The 23,951-nt window shown below is 58.2% G+C and carries 20 protein-coding genes and 1 pseudogene; 10 read left to right on the top strand and 11 right to left on the bottom strand.

Annotated features, from left to right (window positions below; genetic code table 11):
• Positions 1–115: 115 nt before the first annotated feature.
• The 6 genes from ACT3UQ_RS17760 to eat all read right to left on the bottom strand — a co-directional run bounded on the left by ACT3UQ_RS17760 (position 116) and on the right by eat (position 6,326).
• Positions 116–337, bottom strand: coding sequence for a hypothetical protein (locus ACT3UQ_RS17760; protein WP_146112423.1), 222 nt, complete (start codon positions 335–337; stop codon positions 116–118).
• A 65-nt stretch (positions 338–402) separates the two neighbouring features.
• The gene (locus tag ACT3UQ_RS17755) at positions 403–1,203 is read right to left on the bottom strand and encodes a 3-oxoacyl-ACP reductase (RefSeq protein WP_105552600.1); all 801 of its coding nucleotides are present in this window, start codon (positions 1,201–1,203) and stop codon (positions 403–405) included.
• A gap of 56 nt (positions 1,204–1,259) precedes the next feature.
• Positions 1,260–2,660: an aldehyde dehydrogenase family protein gene (locus tag ACT3UQ_RS17750; RefSeq protein ID WP_444637639.1), complete on the bottom strand. Its 1,401-nt coding sequence runs from the start codon at positions 2,658–2,660 to the stop codon at positions 1,260–1,262.
• The gene (locus ACT3UQ_RS17745; protein ID WP_258133480.1) at positions 2,657–3,427 is read right to left on the bottom strand and encodes a gamma-glutamyl-gamma-aminobutyrate hydrolase family protein; all 771 of its coding nucleotides are present in this window, start codon (positions 3,425–3,427) and stop codon (positions 2,657–2,659) included. The genes ACT3UQ_RS17750 and ACT3UQ_RS17745 overlap by 4 nt, the downstream gene beginning before the upstream one ends.
• A 19-nt stretch (positions 3,428–3,446) precedes the next feature.
• Complete coding sequence (locus ACT3UQ_RS17740; protein WP_444637638.1) at positions 3,447–4,838, bottom strand: glutamine synthetase family protein; 1,392 nt, start codon at positions 4,836–4,838, stop codon at positions 3,447–3,449.
• Between the two features lie 51 nt (positions 4,839–4,889).
• Complete coding sequence (eat, locus tag ACT3UQ_RS17735; RefSeq protein WP_105650470.1) at positions 4,890–6,326, bottom strand: ethanolamine permease; 1,437 nt, start codon at positions 6,324–6,326, stop codon at positions 4,890–4,892.
• A 174-nt stretch (positions 6,327–6,500) separates the two neighbouring features.
• On the opposite strand from eat, the gene ACT3UQ_RS17730 reads away from it, so the two are divergent.
• The 3 genes from ACT3UQ_RS17730 to ACT3UQ_RS17720 all read left to right on the top strand — a co-directional run bounded on the left by ACT3UQ_RS17730 (position 6,501) and on the right by ACT3UQ_RS17720 (position 8,792).
• Entirely contained in the window at positions 6,501–7,226 is a 726-nt protein-coding gene (locus ACT3UQ_RS17730; protein ID WP_258133899.1) for a FadR/GntR family transcriptional regulator, read from the top strand.
• Between the two features lie 348 nt (positions 7,227–7,574).
• On the top strand, positions 7,575–7,895 hold the full coding sequence (locus ACT3UQ_RS17725; protein WP_105569435.1) for a putative quinol monooxygenase: 321 nt from the start codon (positions 7,575–7,577) through the stop codon (positions 7,893–7,895).
• Between the two features lie 96 nt (positions 7,896–7,991).
• Complete coding sequence (locus ACT3UQ_RS17720) at positions 7,992–8,792, top strand: IclR family transcriptional regulator (RefSeq protein ID WP_105569436.1); 801 nt, start codon at positions 7,992–7,994, stop codon at positions 8,790–8,792.
• A gap of 17 nt (positions 8,793–8,809) precedes the next feature.
• On the opposite strand, the gene ACT3UQ_RS17715 is transcribed toward ACT3UQ_RS17720, so the two are convergent.
• Together ACT3UQ_RS17715 and ACT3UQ_RS17710 are read right to left on the bottom strand one after the other, a co-directional pair.
• On the bottom strand, positions 8,810–10,396 hold the full coding sequence (locus tag ACT3UQ_RS17715; protein ID WP_105569437.1) for a GMC family oxidoreductase: 1,587 nt from the start codon (positions 10,394–10,396) through the stop codon (positions 8,810–8,812).
• Entirely contained in the window at positions 10,393–10,842 is a 450-nt protein-coding gene (locus ACT3UQ_RS17710) for a hypothetical protein (protein ID WP_181148340.1), read from the bottom strand. Before ACT3UQ_RS17710 ends, ACT3UQ_RS17715 begins: the two co-directional genes overlap by 4 nt.
• A 417-nt stretch (positions 10,843–11,259) precedes the next feature.
• On the opposite strand from ACT3UQ_RS17710, the gene ACT3UQ_RS17705 reads away from it, so the two are divergent.
• On the top strand, positions 11,260–12,048 hold the full coding sequence (locus ACT3UQ_RS17705; protein WP_105552606.1) for an SDR family NAD(P)-dependent oxidoreductase: 789 nt from the start codon (positions 11,260–11,262) through the stop codon (positions 12,046–12,048).
• 906 nt (positions 12,049–12,954) lie between these two features.
• Here the strand turns inward: ACT3UQ_RS17705 and ACT3UQ_RS17700 are convergent.
• Positions 12,955–13,752, bottom strand: a complete 798-nt coding sequence (locus ACT3UQ_RS17700) for an IclR family transcriptional regulator (protein WP_105569438.1) — start codon at positions 13,750–13,752, stop codon at positions 12,955–12,957.
• Between ACT3UQ_RS17700 and ACT3UQ_RS17695 the strand changes: the two genes are divergently transcribed.
• The 4 genes from ACT3UQ_RS17695 to ACT3UQ_RS17680 are packed head-to-tail and all read left to right on the top strand — an operon-like array spanning position 13,744 to position 18,058.
• Complete coding sequence (locus ACT3UQ_RS17695) at positions 13,744–14,898, top strand: 2-dehydro-3-deoxygalactonokinase (RefSeq protein WP_146113345.1); 1,155 nt, start codon at positions 13,744–13,746, stop codon at positions 14,896–14,898. The genes ACT3UQ_RS17700 and ACT3UQ_RS17695 overlap by 9 nt on opposite strands.
• Before the next feature lie 42 nt (positions 14,899–14,940).
• Positions 14,941–15,585, top strand: a complete 645-nt coding sequence (locus ACT3UQ_RS17690) for a 2-dehydro-3-deoxy-6-phosphogalactonate aldolase (RefSeq protein WP_105569440.1) — start codon at positions 14,941–14,943, stop codon at positions 15,583–15,585.
• Positions 15,582–16,730, top strand: a complete 1,149-nt coding sequence (gene dgoD / locus ACT3UQ_RS17685; protein WP_444637637.1) for a galactonate dehydratase — start codon at positions 15,582–15,584, stop codon at positions 16,728–16,730. Before ACT3UQ_RS17690 ends, dgoD begins: the two co-directional genes overlap by 4 nt.
• Positions 16,731–16,753: 23 nt before the next feature.
• Positions 16,754–18,058, top strand: a complete 1,305-nt coding sequence (locus tag ACT3UQ_RS17680) for an MFS transporter (protein ID WP_444637636.1) — start codon at positions 16,754–16,756, stop codon at positions 18,056–18,058.
• Between the two features lie 326 nt (positions 18,059–18,384).
• Here ACT3UQ_RS17680 and ACT3UQ_RS17675 read toward each other — a convergent pair.
• Positions 18,385–18,661, bottom strand: a pseudogene (locus ACT3UQ_RS17675) (transposase); the annotation flags it as partial.
• A 427-nt stretch (positions 18,662–19,088) separates the two neighbouring features.
• Here ACT3UQ_RS17675 and ACT3UQ_RS17670 point away from each other — a divergent pair.
• Positions 19,089–20,078 (top strand): type IV toxin-antitoxin system AbiEi family antitoxin, encoded by a 990-nt coding sequence (locus tag ACT3UQ_RS17670; RefSeq protein ID WP_105569443.1) that lies wholly within the window; start codon positions 19,089–19,091, stop codon positions 20,076–20,078.
• Positions 20,075–20,854: a nucleotidyl transferase AbiEii/AbiGii toxin family protein gene (locus tag ACT3UQ_RS17665; RefSeq protein WP_105569444.1), complete on the top strand. Its 780-nt coding sequence runs from the start codon at positions 20,075–20,077 to the stop codon at positions 20,852–20,854. Before ACT3UQ_RS17670 ends, ACT3UQ_RS17665 begins: the two co-directional genes overlap by 4 nt.
• Positions 20,855–21,764: 910 nt before the next feature.
• On the opposite strand, the gene ACT3UQ_RS17660 is transcribed toward ACT3UQ_RS17665, so the two are convergent.
• Positions 21,765–23,951: TOTE conflict system archaeo-eukaryotic primase domain-containing protein (locus ACT3UQ_RS17660; RefSeq protein ID WP_444637635.1), on the bottom strand; the 2,187-nt coding region annotated here is incomplete at its 5' end.

Here is a 23,951-nt window from a genome sequence, read left to right as displayed (position 1 = left end):
CATTTCATGCACCCGCGGGCTTTTCCACGCAGACCGTCGCTTGCCGTTCGGAGCGGATCCGCGGGTTCGACTTTCCCACCCAAGACGATACTTTGGCGGGGAAGCAGGTACGGGTTTAGCCGAGACGTGCCTGACCAGCGGAGGCCACGCAGCGTTCGAGGATGGGCTCCACCGCTTGGGAAGTTTCATCCGCCAGCCCGCGGACCGTTGCCGCGCCGATTAGTTCGGGATGCTGGAGCAGAGCGAGCCGGTGACCCGCTAAGTCTCGGGGATCAGATGGCACCCATGGGAGGCCTGCTTGCTCGGTGAGTCGGCGGAAGGCCGCTGGCAATGCCATAAAGGCAAGAGTACTCCCCAGATCTGGACCGTCAGTTGCCAGATTCTGGGGAGTACTCTTGCTATCTACAGCGGGGTTACGTAGGCTCCTGCGATGCCGCCGTCCACCAGGAACTGGCTCGCGGTGATGAAGGAAGAATCATCGGAGGCAAGGAAGGCTACCGAGGCCGCCAACTCATCTGGTTCCGCGAAGCGTCCCAATGGCACATGCACCAGGCGGCGAGCGGCGCGCTCCGGGTCCTTGGCGAAGAGCTCTTTCAACAACGGGGTGTTCACCGGTCCGGGGCACAAGGCATTGACGCGGATGCCCTGCCGGGCGAATTCCACACCGAGCTCACGGCTCATGGACAGCACCCCGCCCTTGGAAGCCGAGTAGCTGATCTGGCTGGTTGCCGCACCCATGACCGCGACGAAGGAAGCGGTGTTGATGATGGAGCCCCGGCCTTGTTCCTGCATGTAAGGCAGCACGTGCTTGCAGCAGTAGTACACGCTGGTCAGATTGACCTCCTGCACCTTGCGCCAAGCGTCGATGCCGGTATCCAGGATGGAAGCATCGTCTGCCGGGGAAATCCCCGCGTTATTGAATGCGATATCCACCGAGCCGTAGGTCGACTTGGCTGTGGCGAACAGGTTCTTGACGTCGTCCTCATTGGTGACATCGGTGCGGACGAAAAGCCCGCCGACTTCCGCGGCGGCTTTCTGGCCGATGTCCTCGGCACAGATATCGCCAATGACCACCTTGGCACCTTCATGGGCCAAGCGCTTGGCCGTGGCCAGCCCGATGCCGGAGGCACCGCCGGTAATAGTGGCGACTCGTCCGGCAAGCCGATTGGTGACCAAGCCGTTGTATGGGGCCGTTTCGCTCATTTGATGGTTCTCCTTGTTAGTGATTTGTTTTAGTTGGATGATGCTTTGCGGGTAAATCAGCTTTCGGTGTCAATGAAGACGTTCTTGACCTCGCTGAAGGCTTCCAGCGCATCCGGCCCCAGCTCGCGGCCGAGTCCGGATTTCTTGTAGCCGCCGAAAGGCGTGGAATAGCGCACTGAGGAATGGGAGTTCACCGACAGGTTCCCGGCCTCGACCCCGCGGGCCACGCGCAGGGCGCGGCCCACATCCCGAGTCCAGATGGATCCGGAGAGCCCGTACTCCGAGTCATTGGCAATGCGGATAGCATCGGCCTCGTCCTCGAATGGGATCACCGCAACGATCGGTCCGAAAATCTCTTCGCGCAGGATCCGGTCCTGCGGATCTTCGGGAACCACGACCGTAGGCGGGAACCAGTAACCCTCGCCCTGGGGGATCTTTCCCTGGTAGGCGATATCGCTGCGTGGGTTTCCTTGTTCATCGAGCAGGAACGAAGACACCGTTTGCAATTGCTTGGCGGAGACCAAAGGGCCCATCACCGTAGCTTCGTCGCTCGGGTCCCCGACGGTAACCGCCGCGACGGCCTGGGTGAATCGCTCCATGAACTCATCCAGAACGCTGCGCTGCACCAGGATCCGGGAGCGGGCACAGCAGTCCTGTCCGGCGTTGTCGAAAACTCCACCCGGTGCCTGGGCGGCTGCCTTGTCGAGGTCTGCATCAGCGAAGATGATATTGGCGCTCTTGCCACCCAGCTCCAGGGTGACCCGCTTCAGCTGATCCGCGCATCCGCGCATGATCCCCTGGCCCACTTGGGTGGACCCGGTGAAGACCACCTTCCGGATGTCGGGATGGGTGACAAAGCGCTCGCCGACTACAGAGCCCTTGCCCGGGATGACGGTGAAGACGCCCTCCGGGAGGCCGGCCTCCCGGGCTAGCTCGCCCAGGCGGATGGCGGTCAACGGGGTCAGCTCGGCTGGCTTGAGCACGACAGTATTGCCTGCGGCCAAGGCCGGGGCGAATCCCCACCCTGCGATAGGCATCGGGAAATTCCACGGCACAATGATTCCGACGACACCCAGGGGTTCGTGGAAGGTCACGTTCACTCCGCCTGCGACGGGAATCTGCTTGCCGAAGTTCCGTTCCGGGGCTGCTGCGTAGTAGTTCAGCACGTCCCTGACGTTTCCGGCCTCCCATCGGGCGTTGCCAATAGTGTGCCCGGCATTGAGTACTTCCAGCTGGGCCAGATTCTCGAGGTCGCGGTCGACTGCGTCCGCGAATCTGCGCAGCAGCGCGGCGCGCTCTGCGGGGGCCACCTGGCTCCATGCGGGAAAAGCCTCGGAAGCTCGGGCAATTGCGGCATCCGCCTGCGCGGTATCAGCCAGCGCGACGTCCTGGACTGCTTGCCCAGTCGCCGGGTTGATCACGGTAAAGGTGTCTTTCACTGCGGTATCAGTGCTCATAGCGCTTCCTGTGGTGTCTGGATAGTTTTGCGGGTGGCGTAGTCGTGCGATGCCTGGACGAAAGCCTGCATCAGCCGGATGTCGTCCAGATTCTCTTCTGGGTGGAACTGCGTTCCCAAGACCCAACCCGGGGCCTGCGGCATTTCAACGATTTCCACCGTTCCGTCGCTGGCCCGCGCGGTGACCGCCAACCCCTTGGCAACGTCCAGCAGGGACTGGTGGTGATAGCACGGAGCGCTGGCCCGGCTTCCGAGGATTTGCTCAGCCAGCGAACCGCGAACGGTGGTGAAATCCACCGTGCCGAATACGCCGGGAGCCGGCTGGTACTTTTCGGCTGCTTCCGGAAGCACGTCAGGCAGGTGCTGGTTCAGGGTTCCGCCCTGCTGCACGTTGAGCACCTGGGCGCCGCGGCAGATGGCGAACAGCGGAACTGCTCGCTCCAGCGCGGCGGCTGCCAAAGCCATATCGTGCAAATCCCGCTCGGGTTGCGCCGCCGTGCGCGGATGCGGTTGCTGCCCGTAGTTGGCAGGATCCACATCCACGCCGCCAATGACAATCAGCCCGTCCAGGATGTCCAAGACAGCGAGGTCGGTGGCAACCGGTGGCAGGAGCATTGGCGTCCCGCCGGCTGCGACCACCGATTTGATGTACTTGCCCGGGACAATGGCCGCGGTGCTTTCCCAGACACCCCATTTGGCTTCCTGCCAGTAGGTGGTCAGCCCGATGCGTGGTCTGCGCTGCGCCGCTGGGTCCGATGGATAGTTCACTTGTAGTTGTCCTTCGTGATCAGTGGCGTTCGAAGCCGCGGGAAACTTCCCAGTCGGTGACTGCCGCGTTGAACTGCTCGATTTCCACGTCCGCGTAGCGGGTGTAGTGCTCCACGACTTCCTTGCCGAAGATTTCCAAGGCGATCTTCGAATTCGCGAAGAGCTCACGGGCCTCGGCCATGGTTTGGGGCACGTGCTGGGCTCCGGAATCGTAGGCGCTTCCGGTTACCATTTCGGGTAGTTCCAGTTTCTTCTCGATGCCGTAGAGCCCGGCCGCCAGCATGGCTGCCATGGCCAGGTACGGGTTGGCATCCGCACCGGGCAAGCGGTTCTCCATGCGTGCACCGTAACCCTTGCCTACGAGCCGGACCGCGCAGCTGCGGTTGTCCAGCCCCCAGGCGACGGCGGTAGGTGCGAAGGACCCCTTGGCGAAGCGCTTGTAGGAGTTGATATTCGGGGCGTAGAACAGGGTGAACTCCCGCATGGTGGCCAGGACTCCGGCGATGAAGTGGTTGTACATCTCCGTGCGTTCTCCGCGGGCTTCGTCCCAGAAGGCCAAGGATCCGTCGAGCTTTCGCAGCGACATATGGATATGGCAGCTGGAACCTTCGCGCTGGTTGGGCTTGGCCATGAAGGTGATGGATTGCCCGCGCTGCGAGGCCATGTGCTTGGCCGAGAGCTTGTAGAAGGTGTGGTTATCGCCAGTGGTGACAACGTCGTCGTATTTGAAAGCGATCTCGTGCTGCCCGAAGTTGCACTCGCCCTTGGCCGATTCGACGATCATGCCCGATTCGTACATGGCGTTGCGGATATCGCGCAGCAGCGGCTCGACGCGCATTGAGCCCAGGATCGAGTAGTCGACGTTGTGCTGGTTGGCAGGGGTGAGGTTCCGGTAGCCGCGCTGCTGCGCATCTTCGTAGGAGTCGTTGAAGATCAAGAACTCCAGTTCCGTGCCTGCCATGGCGCGCAAGCCCAGCGCAGCGGCTTTCTCCTGCTGCGCCTTGAGCAGGGACCGCGGGGCCACTGGAACCGGCCGTCCGTCCGTGGTGGCCAAGTCGGTCTGGATCAGTGCCGTGCGTTCCAAGTACGGGACCGGGCGGATGGTGTCGTAATCCAGCACGAACTCCATGTCGCCGTAGCCGGTGTCCCAGCTGGTCAGCGAGTAGCCTTCCACGGTGTTCATTTCGGTATCCACTGCCAGCAGGTAGTTGCAGGCTTCGGTGCCGTGGTTCAGCACGGTGTCCAGGAAGAACTGCGCGTGGACGATTTTTCCCTGGAGCCGGCCCTGCATGTCGGTGAAGGCCAGGATGACCGAATCATAGACTCCGGTGCGGATGCCCTCGGTCAGCTGTTCAACGCTCAGCATGCGTTCGTTCTTGGCGGCCTTGACGAGTTCTTGGATGTCTTGCATGGAGAATGTTCCTTCGATTGTCGGGATTTGGTTCATTGGCTTGGGACCGGTTTATTTCAGGGCATTTTCTTCGGACTCCAGAATGGCGAATTCTTCTTCGGGTGCGCTGGCCACCAGGCGATGCCGGCTATAGAACCAGAAGTAGGCGAGCGCCAGGGCGAAGACACCTGCGGTGATTCCTGCGGCGAGGATGTCCACGACGAATGTTGCGATGAGAGCGATGACAGCGAGTACCAGTGCAATGGATGTGGTGACGATGCCGCCGGGGGTGCGATATCCGCGGGGCAGATCGGGTTCCTTGATCCTCAGGACAATGTGGCTCAGATTCAGCAGCACGTAGGAGACGGTGGCTCCGAAGACGGCGATATTGATCAGTTGGTCGCCATTGCGGATGACTGCGGCCAGGATGAATCCGATGGTGCCTGGAACCAGCAGGGCGACCCAAGGAGTATGGCGGGAACCGGTCAGCGACAGGACCCGGGGCAGGTAGCCGGCGCGGGAAAGGGCGAATAGCTGCCGGGAGTAGGCATAAACAATGGAGAAGAAGCTGGCCACCAGACCCGCCAAGCCTGCGTAATTCACGAAGTTCGCCAACGCCGAATTCTGTCCGTAGGCTTCGCGCAGGGCCTCGGGAAGCGGCGATCCGGAGACGCTCATGGCCTCGGCGCCCGCGACTCCTGGGACCAGGACGAGCACAGCAGCACCGGAGAAGACCAAGAAGATGACTGCGGTAATGATGCCTTTGGGCATATCGCGTTTCGGATCTTGCGATTCTTCGGCAGCCAGAGGAACGCCCTCTACTGCAAGGAAGAACCAGATGCCGAAGACAAGTGCAGCGAGGGTTCCGGAAACGCCGAAGGGCATGAACGCGGAGGAACCGACTGAACCATCTGGAACGATGTCGAAGAGGTTGCTCGGCTCAAAGTGCGGAATTAGACCAAAGACTGTGACCACTAGTGCCACGATGGCGATAGCGGTGATGCCGAACATCAACTTGAGCGCTTCGCCCACGCCCCACATGTGGATGCCGATGAAAACGATGTAGGTGACCAGATAGACGGGCCAGGAATTGGTCATCCCGAACAGGCCGAGAGCTTCGATGTAGCCGCCAATGAAGGTAGCGATGGCGGCGGGAGCTACGGCGTACTCGATGAGCACCGCCATGCCGGTGGCGAAGCCGCCTAGCGGGCCCATGGCCCTGCGGGCGAAGCCGTAGCCTGCGCCGGCCGTGGGCAGCGTCGAGGACATTTCTGCCAAGCCGAACACCATGCAGGTGTACATGATGCCCATCAGAACGAAGGCAATGAGCAGTCCGCCCCAGCCGCCAGCAGCCAAGCCGAGATTCCAGCCTGAAAAATCACCGGAAATAACGTAGGCGATGCCCAACCCGGCAAGCAGGATCCAGCCTGCGGCGCCCTTCTTGAGCTGCCTATGTCGTAGGTAGTCTTTGTCAACCGATGCGTAGTCGATATGTGAATTCTTGGTCATGTGAGCTTCCTCGGTCCATGAGTCCTGAATCTAATGGACTGAAATCAGTCCTTTGCATGCGCTCAACTGTGGCAGGGGTCACGGAGGAAAGTCAATAGGTTGTTTTGAAATAGCACCTGGCAAGAAGAAACGATTGGTGTTTTCTTGAACCAAATAGTGTGACATTCTTGGATCATGGCCGAAACTAAACCATTGGATTCCCGGGAAGGGATGAGGTTCCTCGGGCAAGTTCGCCGAGGAAACGTCTTCGAGGAGACCCTCGGGCAACTTTTGCGCGCCATGAGGCTCGGCGTCTTCCCGCCCGGCGAAAAGCTGCCCGCAGAAAGGGAGCTTGCGGAAGCCCTGGGTGTTTCGCGTGCTACGTTGCGCGATTCTTTGGCGGAATTGCAGAGCGCCGGCTACTTGCAGGTGCAACGCGGCCGCTACGGTGGAACAGTTGTTGCTGCCCATCCGAACACGCACGAGAATCCATTGGATGATTCGGATCGTGCACGCATTGAAGATGTGCTGGCCTTCAGATCGGTTGTCGAACCTGCTGCAGCGGAATTAGCCGCAGGAGCGTCGCTCACTGCTACTCAGCGAAACAATTTGATGCTGGCGCACGAAGCTGTCAACTCAGCTGACGAGTCGAACTACCGACCGCTGGATGCCCGGCTCCATGTCATGATCGCCGATTTATCGGCCTCTGGCATGCTGGCAAAATCCGTCGCAGAGGCGCGCGACGCAACCAGCGAACTGTTGGACCGCATTCCGTTCCTGAAACCGAATATCGCCCACTCAAGCCGTCAGCATGAGGACATCTTGAACGCCATACTTCGAGGCGATGCGGAGAGCGCGAAGAAGCTGATGCAAGAACATCTGGACGGCACCGCGACTCTGCTGCGCGGTTTCTTGGACTAGCTGTTGTACAAGAACGGCAGTTGCGAAGTTTTGGATTTTTGCCTTGATCCCGCCTCGATATCCGTGATTATCCTAGGCAGTGGGGCGTTCCATACCTGAATGCGTGCAATGACCATGGGAAGGCCGGGGCAGAGTGCGAGTGCCTCTTGTGGTTGAGGAATGCAGGAAAGCCGCTGGCCGACGATATGCCGTTCAATGGGAAAGCACGTAGCTCCTGGAACCGCAATCGGTGCGCGTTTGCGTTCTCGCCTGCCGATAATGCCCATTGGCCCAGTAGCAGGGTGTCGGAGACACTGGCAGTAGGCCCTGCCAACACAGGGAAGTCTTGCCATCTGAAAGGACGAGATCATGTACTTTATTGTCGTTAAGTTCCAAGTTAAGCCCGAATGGTCAGAACGCTGGCCGGAACTGGTACGCAACTTCACCGAAGCAACCCGACAGGAACCGGGAAACCTCTGGTTCGATTGGTCGCGTAGCCTGGAAGATCCGAACGAGTATGTGCTGGTTGAGGCATTCCAGGATGATGCCGCTGGCGTTCATGTCGGCAGCGACCACTTCAAGCAATCCATGATCGACATGGCCCCGGCCCTGGTTGAGACCCCCCGGATCGTGAGCCGGCAGATTGAAGGGGATACCTGGGACCGCATGGGCGAGTTGGAGATCAACTAGCACGAGTATTGCTTGAGTTCTGGAATACTGCGGCAAGGCCAGATGCGGCTGCGACTCAATATTGAAGTTCGCGGCTCGCATCGACAAGATGGGGACATGGGATACAACGATTCACTAGCTGGCCTTGCCTCAGTCCAGAAGGCTTTCGCCTTATTGGACGTGGTGGCTGCTCATAACCGGGGCATGGCAGCCAAGGAGATCGCGGCAGCATTGCAGATGCCTCTGCCTACCGTTTACCGCCTGCTCAAGACGCTGACGCTGTCGGGCCATCTGGTCCACTTGCGCGACGAGGGCCTCTACGCGTTGGGTTACAAGCTGCATGCCCTGGATAGTTCCCTGCGCCGGCAGGTGGGAACCCCGCCCTCGGTGGCCCGGCTTATCCGGGAACTTCATCTGCGGGCGGATGCCGCCGCTTACTATGCGGTGCACCGTGGCGAAGATATTGTCGTCGCTCATGTCGTTGAGTCAGCGACCCGTCCGCGGATCACCCCCATGGGGTTCGGCTTCAACAATGGTGCCCATGCGACCGCTTTCGGCAAGGTGCTGCTGGCCGCCATGGACGCCGAGCGCTGCAGCGCCTACCTGGAAAAGCATGGCATGCCGGGGATGACCGCTGCGACGATCTGCGATCCGCAGAGCTTTGCCATCGAGCTGGATTCGGTGCGGGAGACCGGCATCGCCATCGAACAGGAAGAGTTCATCCGGGGTGCATCGTGTATGGCCGCTCCGGTCACCATGCCCGCGGGACAGGTCATTGGCTCGGTCGCGGTCTCGATGTCCCCGGCAGAGTTCCACGCCAACCGGCAGGAAGTCTCCGTCTTGCTGCGCGATGTGGCCTCACGGGTTAGCCGTGCCCTGCGCGGTACTTCGCTACTGGGCGCAGCCAGCGCCGAGTAGCGAAGCACCGCAGCCGGCTAGAGCTTGGCCTGGGCCATTTGCTGGATGATGTATTCGGCTTGGCGAATGGCCAGCGCCACGATGGTCAACGTCGGGTTGGCGGCGGCTCCGGTGGTGAATTGCGAACCATCGGAAATGAACAGGTTCGGCACGTCATGGGCCTGGCCATACGCGTTGACCACCCCGTCCTCGGGACGATCGCTCATGCGCGCGGTTCCGAGATTATGCGTTGAGGGATACGGGGGCGTGTGGTGCGTGGAGCGTGCGCCAACCGCTTCGAAGAGCAGCGAACCTTGCTGATAGCCGTGCGTTCGCATGGCGACATCATTGGGGTGGTCATCAAAATGGACATTGGGCACGGGCAAGCCCAAGCGGTCGGTCACGGTGGTGTTCAGCGTGATCCGATTGCTCTCCTGTGGCATGTCCTCGCCGGTGATCCACATTCCCGCGGTGCCCAGGTAGTCATCCAAGAGCGCAGTGAATTCCGGCCCCCAGCCGCCAGGCTCCACGAAGCTGGCCAGGAAGGCTGGCCCCAGCGCGATGGTCTCCATGTAGTAGCCGCCGCAGAATCCACGGTCCGGGTCATGCCGGGACTCATCAGCGATCAGCCCGGCCATGGTCTCGCCGCGGTGCATATTCACCGGCTGGTCGAACTTCGCGTAGACGCTTCCGGTGGTGTGGCGCATGTAGTTGCGCCCCAGCTGGCCCGAGGAGTTCGCCAGTCCGTCGGGGAACAACGGGGATGCTGAAAGCATCAGCAGGCGTGGAGTTTCGATGGAATTGCCGGCAACGGCCACGATGCGGGCCCGTTGACGTTGCGGATTTCCCTCGGAGTCGATGTAGATGACTCCGTCCACCTTGCCCGCCGCGGTGTGGGTAACCTGCACGGCGTGCGAGTCAGGACGCAAATCCAGCAGACCGGTGCGCAAGGACTTGGGAATTTCCGAGACCATGGTGGACCATTTGGATTTGTTCTTATCGCCTTGGAAATTGAAGCCATCCTGGATCGATGCCGGTCGCCCGTCATAGGGCTCGGCATTGGTGGCATAGGGCCCGGTGGCGTATTGGCGGTAGCCCAGGCGCTGAGCTCCGTTGGCAAAAACCTTGTAGTTGTTATTCGCCGGCAGCGGTGGACGGCCATGGCGGTGGGTGCTGCCCATTTTCTGCTCGGCGCGGTCGTAGTACGGTGCCAGATCTGCCAAGGTGATCGGCCAGTCCAGCAGATTGGCCCCATCAACTCGTCCGTAGGTGCTGCGGGCCTTGAACTCGTGGGCTTTGAACCTTGGTGTGGCTCCGGACCAGTGGGTTGTGGTTCCGCCGACCGCCTTGACGATCCAGGCTGGCAGGTTCGGGAAGTCGCGCGCGACCCGCCATGAACCCGAGGTGGTGCGTGGATCCAGCCAAGCCATCTGGTTGAAGGCGGCCCATTCATCCTGGTGGTAGTCCTCGTTTTTCAGGTGCGGGCCAGCTTCCAGCAGGACAACTTTGACCCCCTTGGTCACCAGTTCGTGGGCCAAGGTTCCGCCACCGGCACCCGAACCGATGATGACGACCACAGAGTCGTCATCATGATCGTGCACGGCTGATTTTTCTTCGGCGCTCATCGAGTGCTCCCTTCCTCAAGGATTCCTGAATCACCCAGGACATTGCCCGCGGGCGGAGTGTTTGCTGCAGGTGCATAAGCGGTTACGGCGTAGGGAAGCGGGCCCAGCTCCGGCACGGCCTCTTCGCTTTCCTCAATGCGCGGCTCGGGCAACCAGTTCAGATCGTTGAAGCCACGGTTGATATAACCACCTTGAGAGAACGATTCCCCTTCGTAGCCCAGCGCCTGCTGCACTTCCGGGTCATCGTAGAGATTGAGGACTACGGTGCGGCGGATGAAGGCGAAGAACTCCAGATCCGCGATGCGCTTGAGCACGGCCAGCGCACGGTCAGCGGGCAGGTCCAGGAAATGCTCTTCACTGAGCGTATCCAGAGTCATCAGGCCCTGGGTCAGCGCCATGCGGAACCAGCTGGATTCAGCCGAAGCCTCAATGATTTTCTCGGTCATGCGCTCATAGGGCCCATCAGGGAATTGCGCATGCGGAAAGGAAACCCGGATGATCCGGGTTAAGATCCGACGTGCCTCAACAGAGAGCTCAAGAGCGTTAAGAGATGAATATTTTGCGGGGAACACCATCGTTGTCACCTCATCTACTAGACGGTCAGGTCACGGCCTGTGCCGGTTCCAACGGGGAACCGGCCACAAGGCCTTAACTGAATTGTGTATCCTGCGTCACAGTACCGCTAGGGCTGTTATCAGCTGGTGAGAATGCATTCCGCGGGACCTAGCGGCGAGCAGAAGCGCTTTATCGCTCAGTGAGAACGGTGCTATCGCGACGCTGGGAACAGGGCACAAGCTGGGCACATTCGACGGGCTAGCCAGCCCGCCGACCAGTCTGAGCAGTATCCAACAGGAGGAATCACCATGGCAGAATCCACTGCAGGCGTAGCGCTGATCACCGGAGCGGGACGAGGGATCGGCCGAGCCATTGCCGAGCGATTGGCCGATGACGGGCAGGATATTATCGTCGCTGACATCCCGGGAGCCCAGGAGAACATCGATGCAGTGGTGGCCGCCGTTGAACAGCGCGGGCGCCGCGCGGTCGGGGTGACGGGAGATGTTTCGAACCCTGAGGATGTGCAGCGCATGATCGCTGAAGGCACCGGCGCCCTGGGGGACCTGACGGTATTCGTGGCCAACGCTGGCATCGCGCAGGTGGACGAGATCTTGGATGTGAAACCCGAAGCGCTGGATCGCATGCTTGACGTGAACATCAAGGGAGTTTTCTACTCCTACCAGTTAGCGGCCAAACGCTTCATTGAGCAGGGTACCGGCGGGAAAATCATCGGTGCGGCATCCATTGTCGCCTTCCGCCCATTCCCCATTCTTGCCTCCTATTCGGCGACCAAATGGGCGGTGCGTGGTCTGACCCAAGCAGCCGCCATGGAGTTCGCCAAGCACGACATCACGGTCAATTCCTATGCCCCGGGAGTGGTGGGAACGGCAATGTGGGACCTGATCGACGAGCGGCTCACCGCCCGTGACGGAACCCCGCGCGGCAGCGCTCTGCAGGCGCAGGTAGACAATATCTTGGCCGGACGCGTCTCCGAGCCAGCAGACGTAGCCAAGCTGGTGTCGTATCTGGCTGGACCGGATTCGGATCATATGACCGGCCAGACGGTCCTGATTGACGGCGGGATCAACTTCTCCTGACGCGCAAACAGGAAGGGGATCCGCCGTGGAGTACCTTTGCTCCACAGTGGATTCCTTGGCCTGATTCGGCTGGCGGGTGCATACGGGATCAAGGCCAGTCACGCAGCTCCCTGCCAGAGCATTTACAAAGCCGACTATCACCTGACGGGCAATGAAGCCCATTAGCTTGGCCACGCCGAGCAAGGCGATGATCAGAACGCTGGCGCCACTGGCCGTGGTGACGATCTCGGTCTTGAGCAGTCGCGGGGAATTGAGCGTACGCAGCACCGGTTGCCGCTCGGTCGGACTCAGGGCGGAAAGTTACGCCCTCGTGTAGGTGCTCGTGAGGTGAGCTCCCTTCGTATCAAGTCATTAAGCTGCGGCACGCACAGTGCGTGGAAATCTAGGGGGAAGCTATTGTGCCCCGGCCCTTTCTGAAACGCTGGCCGGAGGATTATCCCGGAGCCGAGGGGCAGGAGGTTGGGTGATATAGCCCTGGACCTATTGTTGAGCAGGCGCTTTAGGCGATGGAGGAGGGTGAAATTCTCCATGTGGGCTCATTGGCCAGCGGGGAGGTGACTGCTGACCGACTTGCTCCCCGAAAACTGTCCACCTGTGGTCAGATCTAGGGTAACAGCACCAATGGCCGCAGAGGTGGCCTTGTACCAGCGGTAATGAATGAGACCACCTTTGGTGTCCCGCGTATAGACGGACCCCGCTCCCAGACGCTTGGCCAGTATCGAGTCCAAACTGCATGGACTTTAGATATCTTCAACGGCTATCTGTTGGTGGAGTGGTGTTCCCAGTGTGCGTATTCTCATCAATTCCTCTGGAAGCAGTCAGTTGGATTACAGCTTGAACATTCCTGGTGATCTGCGACCAATAACCTGAGCTCTCCAATCAGGGCAACTTGTCTTATGGAGCTTGCTAGAAAGTTTTCCCTGAGTAGCCGAGTTTGCGTGAAATCTGTGCGGCGGTAGACCCCATAACCGCTTTGAGGGCCTTCATGCGTTCCTCCGGCATATAGGGATTTGTTGCAGACATGCTGATCGCGGCGATGATTTTTCCGCTGCCATCGCGAATGGGCGCTGCCACGCACCTGATGCCCGGTTCGTTATCTTCCAAATCCAGTGCGATTCCTTCGCGGGCGTATGTCGCCATGCGACGTAGGAAGGCGTCTTTAGTCTGATGCGATGATTGCTGAATAGGGGATTCTGAATCGAAGGTTGTCTCCCATCGATCGGCACTGTCCAGAAGCAAGGCTTTTCCGATTCCGGTTCGGCTCAAGGGCATGCGTTGCCCCACTCGAGAACGCATTTGCGCGCCCCGTGTTCCAGGCACTTTATCCACATAGAGCACTTGCGATTCATCTTCAACCGCCAAGTGCACGGTGTCTTGATACTTGCGGGCAAGCTCCTCGAGGATTGGTTTTGCGATCACTGGAACAGGGCTCTGGTACAGAGCATTAAACCCTAGTTCTATCAGCGCCGGACCCAAGCTGAAGGCGGTGCCATGCGTGCTGCGCAGAAATCCGCGTTGGACAAGAAGTGTCACCATTCTGTGGGCAGCGCTTTTACCAATAGTGGCTGCGGCCGCGACCTCATTGAGGTTTGTTGCGCCTTGCCCGACTGCCCGCAAAATATCCAACCCACGAGCGAGCGTGAGTGTGCCCGGGGGAGGCCCCTCAACAGTGTTTCCATTGCTCTGTCCGGCATCGTGCGCCATCAGAAGTTCCTATCGTGTCAGCGGCCATCAAAAATCTTCATCCCACTATCTACAACACTCTTTGAAGTATTGGGACGACTACGACAATATTCACATGTGAATGGGACCACATTCAAATTAGCTCGTGCGACGCACGAGATGAAAACAGGAGTTATGACAAACATCGCCGAAGCCCAGCTGATTGCCCTTGACTGGGGAACCACTTCCGCACGTGCTTACCTCATGGGCCGCGGCGGAAGCATCGTGGCAAATCGAAGTGCGTCCCTTGGAATCATGCAGGTCGCGGCACAAGCCAAAGAAAACTCTCTCACCCTGGACGCGGCCTTCGAGCAAGCGCTCGCCGAACTATGTGGGGAATGGATGGAAACCTACCCGCTGATTCCAGTTATTGCCTGTGGAATGATAGGCAGCCAGCAAGGCTGGGTCGAAGCCACGTACCGCGCGGTGCCCGCCAATCTGGCGGCCCCAGAATTCGAACTAGCTTCGGTCGAAATCTCTCCTGGCCGGCGCATGCACGTCATTCCCGGTGTACTGGATCTCAAGACACTGCCCGATGTGATGCGGGGGGAAGAAACGCAGATTTTAGGTGCAGTTGAACTAGGTGGCACCGATTCGCGATCGGAAATGGAGCAGTTGTTCCTGCTGCCCGGTACTCATTCAAAGTGGGTTAAGGTCCAAGGCCGAACGATCACCGAATTCTCCACCTCGATGACAGGGGAGACCTTCGCGCTGCTTAGTTCGCAGTCGATTCTGTCCAAAATGATCGAGTCGTCAGAGTCAGTTAGCTGGATTGCCTTTGAACGCGGGGTTCAAGTGTCCCAATCAGCAAACGGTGCCGCTGATCTCATGCTGACAGCATTTTCAGCACGCACTTTGGTGCTCACCGGGCGGCTGCAGCGAACAGAGGTCAGCGACTACCTCTCGGGCTTGATGATCGGTGCCGAAATCCGCTCGGTCATCGGTGCATGGGACGGTTCAGTGCTTCCTCCGCTGACTATTTGCGGGAATAAAGAACTCAGCGCACGATACAGGCGAGCACTGAAGAATTTCGGCATCACCGAAGTTCGCGAACTGCAAGGCACGGCGCCCCGAGGTGTCTGGGCAGTGGCTTGCGCACTAGGGCTACTCCAAGCTTCGCCGGTCTAAGTATTTCCCTCCGCCAATGACTTTTATAGAAAGGCTCACGCCGTGAATGAAACCCCATCCCCGTTGCATCCTTCCGGACTTGTCGCCATATTGCGTGGCCTGGATCCTGCCCAAGCGCAAGCAGTTGGCGAGAGCCTTTACGCCAGCGGTTTCCGAGCTTTGGAAGTGCCACTGAATTCGCCAGAACCGCTGAAGAGCATTGAAATTCTGCGTCGCGTACTTCCTGCGGATGCCGTTGTCGGCGCCGGAACCGTTCTCACCGTAAGCCAAGTCCGCGCCTGCCATGGAGCAGGTTCGCAGATCATCGTTTCCCCAAATACGAACCTCAAGGTCATCGAGGAAACCGTCGCTCTTGGCATGGATTCATTCCCTGGTGCAGCGACTCCCAGCAACGCCTTTGACGCGATCGAAGCGGGAGCTCAGAACGTCAAGATTTTTCCAGCCGAACAGGTTGGCTTGGTCGGTTTCAAAGCCTGGACCGCAGTGATACCCAAAGAAATTCGTCTTCTGCCGGTCGGTGGAATTACCGAAGAAAACATGCAGGTATGGGCTGAAGCCGGGGCGACCGGATTTGGCATTGGCTCCTCGCTCTACAAGGCGGGACGAAGCCTAGAAGATTTGAAAACCCGGGCAGACAAGCTTGTCCACGCCTACCGAACGATCCATGAGATGAGGAAGTCTGCATGAAAATTACAAAACTGACCACCTATATGGTGCCGCCTCGATGGCTGTTCCTAAAGATTGAAACCGACGAAGGGATCGTCGGCTGGGGCGAGCCAGTCCTCGAAGGGCGTGCCGCGACGGTAGCCGCGGCCGTGGAAGAACTTTCCGACTACCTCATCGGCCAGGATCCTCGGAACATTGAAGATCTGTGGACCGTCATGTACCGCGGTGGCTTCTACCGTGGTGGAGGCATCATGATGAGCGCCCTGGCCGGCATCGACCAGGCACTTTGGGACATCAAGGGTAAGGCTTTGGGCGTGCCAGCGTATGAGCTACTTGGGGGCAAGGTCCGCGACAAGATCCGTGTGTACTCATGGATTGGTGGCGATCGCCCATCCGATACTGCCGCCGCCGCGAAGGCTGCTGTGGATCGTGGATTCACTGCGGTGAAAATGAACGGAACCGAAGAGCTGCAGTACATCGATTCTTGGGATAAGGTTCATAGCTGTTTGGAGAACGTTCAGGCCGTTCGGGATGCCGTGGGTGAGAACGTGGGCATCGGTGTCGATTTCCATGGTCGTGTGCACAAGCCAATGGCGAAGGTACTGTTGCGTGAGCTTGAGCAGTTCAAGCTGATGTTCATTGAAGAACCAGTGCTCAGCGAGAATATCGGGTCAATGCTCGAACCGCTACGCAACTCCAGCACCCCGATTGCTCTGGGCGAGCGTCTCTTCTCCCGGTGGGATTTCAAAGACGTGTTGGCCAGCGGAGCTGTGGACATCATTCAGCCAGACCCTTCGCACTGTGGCGGCATCACGGAGGCGCGAAAGATTGCGTCCATGGCTGAAGCCTATGACGTCGCCGTTGCTCTTCACTGCCCACTGGGCCCCATTGCGTTGGCCGCCAACCTGCAGATCGATGCCGGTGCCTACAACGCATTTATCCAGGAACAGTCCCTGGGAATTCACTACAACGAATCCAACGACCTCCTTGACTACGTCAACGACCCGTCGGTCTTTGCCTACGAAGATGGCATGGTCGCCATCCCTGAAGGCCCGGGTCTGGGTATTGACGTCAACGAAGAATACGTCATTGAACGCGCAGTGGAAGGACACCGCTGGCGCAATCCAATTTGGCGGCACAAAGATGGGTCCTTCGCAGAATGGTAAACCATATGTCACACTCGACAGCGTTGTCAGCGCCCACCACTACGGGGACTGGCAAAGCCACAAAAATGCGCTATGTCGTAGCGTTCATGTTGTTCCTTACCGTTGTTATCAACTACATGGATCGTTCCAACCTTTCGGTGGCGGCCCCGCTCATTGCCGACGAATTTGGCTTAGATACCGCACAACAGGGCCTATTGCTCTCCGCGTTTGGCTGGACCTACGCTGCTATGCAGTTGCCCGGCGGTTGGCTGGTCGACAAAGTTCAGCCACGACTGCTGTACCCAATTTGCCTGGTGCTGTGGTCCGTAGCGACCATCTTCATGGGAATGGCTGGCAGCTTTGTTGCACTGATTGTCCTGCGCATGGCGGTGGGTGGCTTTGAAGCACCGGCTTATCCAATCAACAACAAGGTGGTTACCGCATGGTTCCCTGAACGTGAACGCGCAACCGCTATCGGTTTCTACACCTCGGGCCAGTTCATTGGACTTGCACTGCTGACCCCAGTTCTACTGTGGTTGCAGCACGCATTGACCTGGCACTGGGTCTTCGTAGTTACCGGTGGAGTTGGCGTGGTGTGGGGCCTCGTTTGGTACGTCGTCTACCGCAACCCGGTCGATTCGAAGCGAGCCAATGCTGCCGAAGTGGACTATATCCGTGAAGGTGGCGGACTTGTTGACCTCGGCAGCACCAAGACCAAAGAAGTCAAGCCAAAGCTGAGCAAGGCAGACTTCGCTTTGGTATTGGGTCGTCGCAAACTGTGGGGCATCTATATCGGTCAGTTCTGTCTGACCTCAACCCTTTGGTTCTTCCTCACTTGGTTCCCGACATACCTAGTGACATACCGTCAGATGGACTACATCAAGACTGGATTCTTAGCCTCCCTTCCTTTTATCGCTGCGCTGGTAGGCGTCCTGATCAGTGGCGTGCTTTCGGATCTGATGCTCAAACGTGGTGCAAGCCTGGGCACGTCGCGTAAGCTGCCAATCATCGTGGGCTTGTTGCTCTCCATGAGCATGATTGGTGCGATTTTTACCGATAGCACAGTAATGGTCATCATGTTCATGTCCATTGCCTTCTTCGGAAATGGCTTGGCCTCGATTACATGGTCATTGGTATCCGCCATGGCTCCGTCGCATCTAATCGGGTTGACCGGAGGCATGTTCAACTTCATTGGTAACTTGTCTTCGATTGCGACGCCTATCGTGATTGGTTTGCTGGTGTCCGCCACTGACTTCGGTCCGGCTTTCATTTATATGACCGTCATTGCTGCTATCGGCATCCTCGCCTATGTCTTTCTGGTAGGTAAGGTACAGCGTGTGGAGAGCTGACGAGCTCACTTACTGAAAGGTCAGACCCAAGAATCTGAATAGCCGAAAGGGCCGGATCACGCGGCAATGCGTGAACCGGTCCTTTTGCAGCTCAATAACTTGCTGTTGACAATGGAATGAACTAGACGCCTGCGATGCTGTTTTTCGCGAAAAACTGGTTGACGGTAGTAATGGATGAATTATCCGAGACGAGAAGGGCTGTCGCCCGGGCAAGAACGTCACGGTTCGGTGAAGCGTTCCAGGGGCACGTGTCCTAGACATCAGACGGCACGCTCTGGGTTCTCGGCCACGTGCCTCGAGAACAGGGGGTGCCCCTATGTAAAAAGTCAAGCAATTCTCAGCTCTGGAACGCCATAGAGTGACCCGTCCCGGAGCATGGCGAACAGGACTGTGAGGCGGCGGTGGGCTAGTGCGATGAGCGCTTGGTTGTGGCGCTTTCTCCGGGCTCGTGTCCGGTCGTAGTGGGATCGGCTGATCGGGCCGAAGCAGATGGATGCGAACGCTGAGAGGAACAATGCTCATTTCAAGTCGTTTGCTGCCTGAATGGCTGACGCGTTCGGACTTGATCGAGGTGTCCGACTGGCGCGTTGTCGGCGCTAGCCCGCGGATTCCTGTGCTGGTCTGCGTGATTTGGCGAGACAGGTCCGGGTCGAAGCCGGTGAGTATCGCTCAGAGACCTCGATGATGCGCAGAAGGCCGATTTTCTCCAGCACCGGAATCCATCAGGATGGCACGCTACAGGCAGGTGGGCATACTATCGTGGAAGGGGCGGCAGTAGACCTGGCCGTACCGGCCATCCTGCGATCACGCGCCAGCTGCCGATGGCACATTTCGCCGCTCTTCCGAATGACCTACGTGAAAGTACCTCAGATCTGGGCTTGCCAAAGGTGGTGCGTCCTGCCTCTGTAGCGGCTTCCGTACAGCCGCTGTACCTTGGAACAGATCTCTTTGCCTATACCTCTTTTTTATTTCTTTGTCTAACAACTCTCAACCCGTAGTATGGGATTATAGTTGTAACAGGTGGTGGGTTATGAGTCTTGATGTAGTCTCCCTTCTTCGCGAATTGGATTTCCGTATCGATGGAGGAACTGAGGAGCGGTCGTGGTTGCTGCGCTCGCCGGAGAACGCAATCTTTTCAGTGGCGATGGTGCCTTCGGCGGAACGAGTCTCTGCGCGCACCATTCGTAACTTTATTGCTCATCAAGGTTCTCCGGTACGTCCCCTGTTTGCGGGCCGCACAGCCACCGATGGTGTTCTTGAACAAGCTCGGGCCGGGCAGGTTGATGTGCTCACGGAGCATCCGCTGCAGCTGATCCTCAAAGGCACAGTTTTCACTCCTGAGGCTTTCGAACAGGCCACTCCTGTTCAGCGGAAGAGCTCGCGCAGAATGGCGTGGGGGCGTTGGGCCATCGAACGGTGCCTTTTGTTGGCTGATACGCCAATGCATCAGTCGGAGATCGCAGGGTATGCGGGTGTGAGCCAGCAGATGGTATCGCGCGTTTGCAAGAATCTCGGCCCTCTGGTCACTAGCACCATTGACGGTGTGGAAGCTCAGAAGCCGGTAAAACTACTAGAACGGTGGGCGGCAGCTTACCCTGGGGCGGGTGGGCAGCAATTTGGCTGGTACAGCTTGGACCCCATTGTTAAGCAAACTCTGAACGCTGTTGAAGAAGCACGCTTGCTCGACGTGCATCCGTTGGTGAGTGGGGACGTGGCAGCTGACCGGCTGATGCCGTGGAAACTCCCTACCCGCGGTCGGATCTACGTCGACAGCCCGATCGACTTATCAGGCCGTGGCTTTGTCGCTGCCCCGTTAGAAGAAGCCACACTCATCACCTGCATCCCCGATGATCCAACTACTTGGCGTCTGACCGAGATAGGAGCTTTTCCCATATATGAGGACCTGGATCTTGCCGATGCGGCTCTGGTCTACTGGGATGTCCTGAACAGCAACGACGTTGACAGCCGCGAGGCTGCGGAACAGCTCGCTGCTCTGATCACCACGGCTCTTTCGCTATGACCAAGCCGCACAAGATCTACGCCCTCGCTACGAGTGCCGCTGACGCCCTGGGGTACCGGGGGCAAAAGGCTGTTGCTGAGGCGGCCGAAGGCAACGACTACCGGATCGTGGGTGGGCACATGGTGCGTCTGCTGCTGCATGTTTATCCCGCCGCAAACGCGGTCCCTCGATCAACGACAGATGCCGATACTGCCATCGGCAGTCTGGAAATCGCAGCCCCTATGATCAGGAACTTCCTCGCCCAAAACTTCACTAAACAAGGAGGGAACCTGTTCTATCAGGAACTCGCTCCAGAACAACGAGTAGAGATCAACCTTCTCGCTCCACGCACCGGCAATGCGCCTGGTATTCGTCCACAAACCGTTCCAGGCGTTGGCCAAATTGATACCCTGATCGAACTGGCCTATGTCTTCAACCACCCACCGCTGATCATTGACGTCGAAGCCGACCTGGGCGACGGAGAAACCCTGAACTACCAGACCCGCATTCCCAACCTTGAAGAAGCTCTTGTCCTCAAAGCCTTTGCCTGGAGCGAACGCCGAAAAGACAAGGATCTTGCTGACTTGAACACGCTGCTTGAGATTCGTGAAGCCCACCCAGAAGTACCTTGGCGTCTCAACGAGTCGAACCTCATTGGATTCCGCAAAGACACCGTGCGGATTCTGCAACCGTTGACCGGTGCGCTCTCAAAAAAACGCACGCGCTTCCCGGTGCCCGAGGCTCTGGACAAGCTTCGCTTCGCTGCCCTGATAACCAAACATTGCACCCCTCGCTAAGAACCCACTATGACCAATCAATTTGTAGAGTTCGCTGGTTGTGCGGGAAAACTGAACAGAACCTCGAGTTTGAAGGTCAGAGCCCGTTGAATCTGCGTTGCCGTTTGGCCTCAGCAGAGTTGAAATAATCCTTGCTGTTGTAGCGGCGGTTGAAGTCTTTGAGATCAGGCATGCTAAAGAATCCTGGTGGAAGATTAGCCAAGGATCCCAAGCGCCGACAAATTTTCTCAACCAGTCTTCAACATCCTTCATCCGCTGTTTGAGCGGAACTCGCATCGCTATGTCCCCGCCTTTCGCTGAGAACGCGCTGGAAATATAGACCAGTGACTGCGCATTCATCCATCCTGCAATATCAGGTAGAAGTTCCACCTTCTGCCGAAATTTCAGTTTGCGATACTGGAGCGGAGAAGTCGTTTCACACTTCATCAGGCAAGCAGAACCGGCAAAGATCTCATCGTCTGGGTGCCTGCAACTGAGTTGCGAGCTGAAGCTACGAGGTCGCTGAGGACCAAGACGGTGGCTTATGAGGCGCTAGGGCTGGTTGCTGGTTGCTGGTTCGAATTCGAGGGCTCCCATGGCTCGACTGCCAGTGTAGGCAAGACGCTCAAGAACGGACACACTTTTTGGGTCGGCTCCTCGGCGTGCCATTTCAGCATTGATGATCGCATCGCTGAACCAACCAAGAATTACCTCAAAGTGCATCGGGAAGTGTAAATCGTTTTGAGCTGACCAATCCAACTGTGAAGGGCTTGGTCATGAAGGGATCGACGGTGTTGAATGTGCGGAGTTCACGTCCGACGCTGCCTGCCAATGGTATTCATGAAGTTGCTCATTCATGGGTGGGGGATTCGTTTGGCCTTTGATGAGAAGGAACCAGAAAGTAGCAACCACGCCACTCCGATCTGACTCTTTACAGCGTATCTAGTGCGGGCTGCGAGCGATCACCGTCCCTGACGATGATCTTGAAACCCTTCTTGACGATGACCCTGTGCCTACGACGGGCCATATGCGCGAAGACGGGAACCTCCACATCAACGAAGTCGTGGATGCGGATCACTCGCTGCGCGTCATCGGTACGCTGAATGCGTCCAATCAGCTGCTCGATCTTGCCCTTAAAACTCGCCGGGGAGACCATGAACAAGGTGTCCAGGGTCGGCAAATTGAATCCTTCTCCAGCAATCTTGTCCGAAGCCACCACCACGTAGGAACCCCCTGCCTTCTCCACCTCTGCCAGTTGCGCGCTGATTGCTTGACGCTCCTTCTTGCTGAGTTTGCCGTGAAGTTCGATCACCGGGGTGGTGGTGCCCGAATTTTTGATGAGTTCAACAAGGTTGTGGATCTGTCCGGTTCGATTGGAAAGTACTAGGCAGTGTCGCTTCTCATTTAGCTCCGAGAGCACGAGATCAGCCACCTGTTGGTTGCGCCCCTGGTCGTGGGCGATCTCGTTATATAGCTCCTGCAATCCGGAGCCGTCGGTTTCCTGGGCTTCCGGCTCGAAGGGTGTTTCATGGACATGCAGTTCACGCGTGGCAGCCAGTGGGGTCCCGGCGTCATGGCGGATGGGCCCGCATTGCATAGTGATTAGGCTATTGAGCTCGTCTGCCCGGTAGGGTGTTGCCGTGAGTCCAACCCAGAATCCTGCCTTGATCTTCTCGACGGCAGCCAGGGTAGAAGGTGCGGCGACCGAATGGCATTCGTCGATGATGATCTGGCCATAGCCAGTGAGCGTTTGGGGATCGGCGTTGCGGCCTCGTAGCGACTGCATCATGACAAGGTCCACCTTCCCGCTAAGCTTTCGTTGGCCATCACCAAGCTGTCCGATCAATTGTGGATCCAGGCCCAGGAAATTCTGCAGGCTCTCGCGCCACTGGCCCAGCAACTGTGTGTTGTTTACCAAGATTGCGGTGGGTACTTGGCGCTGTGCAATCAATGCGCAGGCGATGACGGTCTTTCCGGACCCGGTGGGCGCGACGATAACTCCTTCGCGGTGAGGCAGGATGGAGTCGAGCATCTCTTGTTGTTCCGCGCGTAGCTCACCCTGGAATGGCTGCTCCAGCTTGGTTCGAGGCTTGCGCGGATAGTTGACCTTCACCGTGAAACCGGCGGTGCGCAAAATCTTGATGGCTTCGTCGGTGACGCCTCGTGGCAAGAGCAATTCTTCCTCGGTGTGACTGAAACATTGGATCAGACGTGGAAACCCGTACGTGCTCATGCGTTGCGCTTGCCTACGGTAGAACTCGGGGTTAGCCTGACACGCCAGATGCTTGAGCTCGGTAATCACGGCGCTGGGCAACACCGGCAGCGGGATGTGCAGTTGGGCTTCGCGCAGCACTCGAATCGGCTGGTTTTTGACCAGACCTCGCAAACTAGCACGGGGACGACGCGGTGCTGGTTCGCTGGCCGAAAGCTTGGGACCGACGCTCACGTTGCCCAATTCTTTTAAGTAATCCACCACCGCATTGGCGCTCGCCGGCACTACCTGATCCAACGCCGAGAAATAGTCTGGCAATGGTTCAAAGGTTTCCGGGTCAACAAACACCGTTCGCCCTTGTGCACGGGCTGTTCCTTCCAACGGCAACGCGATGAGGTTGCCCAGCCTGTTGGCGCCCGGAGACTTGACCGGCAACGTGTCCTGCGAAGGGAAGAGACGGTCATAACTTTCCAAGGGCAGACCGGTACGGTATTCCATGGCGCTTCGAATAATTCCGGCGCCCATGGCCCTGGCTTGAATTGCGGGGATGCGCTCGGTGAAGAAGATCCATATATGTGCCCCTTGACCCGATCGCGAAATCTCCACGAGGTTATCAAATCCAGCACCACGTGCTGCCGCCGCATAGGCGGTGGCATCCGCCTTCCATTCACCCTTATCAAAGTCGCACACCAGTAGGTAACAATGGTCATCATCCATCAATGGATACAGGCCAACGTGATAAGGATGAGTTCCTTCGGGAGTGGGCTTCAGATGCTGATAAATCACATCATCGCTCAGCGGCAACAAATCGGACTTGGCGACGTCCTTGGGGCTAACCCAGCTCTTTGTCTTCGGTCCCCAACCTTTCTTGCCAGTCTTGGCACTGAACCAGCTTGTCGCAAATGC

The sequence above is a fragment of the Glutamicibacter sp. AOP12-B1-11 genome (assembly GCF_052379245.1).
In the GTDB taxonomy this organism is placed as follows: Bacteria; Actinomycetota; Actinomycetes; order Actinomycetales; family Micrococcaceae; genus Glutamicibacter.
Note: the sequence above shows the minus strand (reverse complement) of the source record. Positions and strands in the feature narration are given on the sequence as shown.

Excerpts from the sequence above, each read along its gene's own strand:
- ACT3UQ_RS17760 (WP_146112423.1), bottom strand. The coding sequence starts at position 337 with ATGGCATTGCCAGCGGCCTTCCGCCGACTCACCGAGCAAGCAGGCCTC.
- ACT3UQ_RS17755 (WP_105552600.1), bottom strand. The coding sequence starts at position 1,203 with ATGAGCGAAACGGCCCCATACAACGGCTTGGTCACCAATCGGCTTGCC.
- ACT3UQ_RS17750 (WP_444637639.1), bottom strand. The coding sequence starts at position 2,660 with ATGAGCACTGATACCGCAGTGAAAGACACCTTTACCGTGATCAACCCG.
- ACT3UQ_RS17740 (WP_444637638.1), bottom strand. The coding sequence starts at position 4,838 with ATGCAAGACATCCAAGAACTCGTCAAGGCCGCCAAGAACGAACGCATG.
- eat (WP_105650470.1), bottom strand. The coding sequence starts at position 6,326 with ATGACCAAGAATTCACATATCGACTACGCATCGGTTGACAAAGACTAC.
- ACT3UQ_RS17730 (WP_258133899.1), top strand. The coding sequence starts at position 6,501 with ATGGCCGAAACTAAACCATTGGATTCCCGGGAAGGGATGAGGTTCCTC.
- ACT3UQ_RS17725 (WP_105569435.1), top strand. The coding sequence starts at position 7,575 with ATGTACTTTATTGTCGTTAAGTTCCAAGTTAAGCCCGAATGGTCAGAA.
- ACT3UQ_RS17720 (WP_105569436.1), top strand. The coding sequence starts at position 7,992 with ATGGGATACAACGATTCACTAGCTGGCCTTGCCTCAGTCCAGAAGGCT.
- ACT3UQ_RS17715 (WP_105569437.1), bottom strand. The coding sequence starts at position 10,396 with ATGAGCGCCGAAGAAAAATCAGCCGTGCACGATCATGATGACGACTCT.
- ACT3UQ_RS17710 (WP_181148340.1), bottom strand. The coding sequence starts at position 10,842 with ATGACCGAGAAAATCATTGAGGCTTCGGCTGAATCCAGCTGGTTCCGC.
- ACT3UQ_RS17705 (WP_105552606.1), top strand. The coding sequence starts at position 11,260 with ATGGCAGAATCCACTGCAGGCGTAGCGCTGATCACCGGAGCGGGACGA.
- ACT3UQ_RS17700 (WP_105569438.1), bottom strand. The coding sequence starts at position 13,752 with ATGGCGCACGATGCCGGACAGAGCAATGGAAACACTGTTGAGGGGCCT.
- dgoD (WP_444637637.1), top strand. The coding sequence starts at position 15,582 with ATGAAAATTACAAAACTGACCACCTATATGGTGCCGCCTCGATGGCTG.
- ACT3UQ_RS17670 (WP_105569443.1), top strand. The coding sequence starts at position 19,089 with ATGAGTCTTGATGTAGTCTCCCTTCTTCGCGAATTGGATTTCCGTATC.
- ACT3UQ_RS17665 (WP_105569444.1), top strand. The coding sequence starts at position 20,075 with ATGACCAAGCCGCACAAGATCTACGCCCTCGCTACGAGTGCCGCTGAC.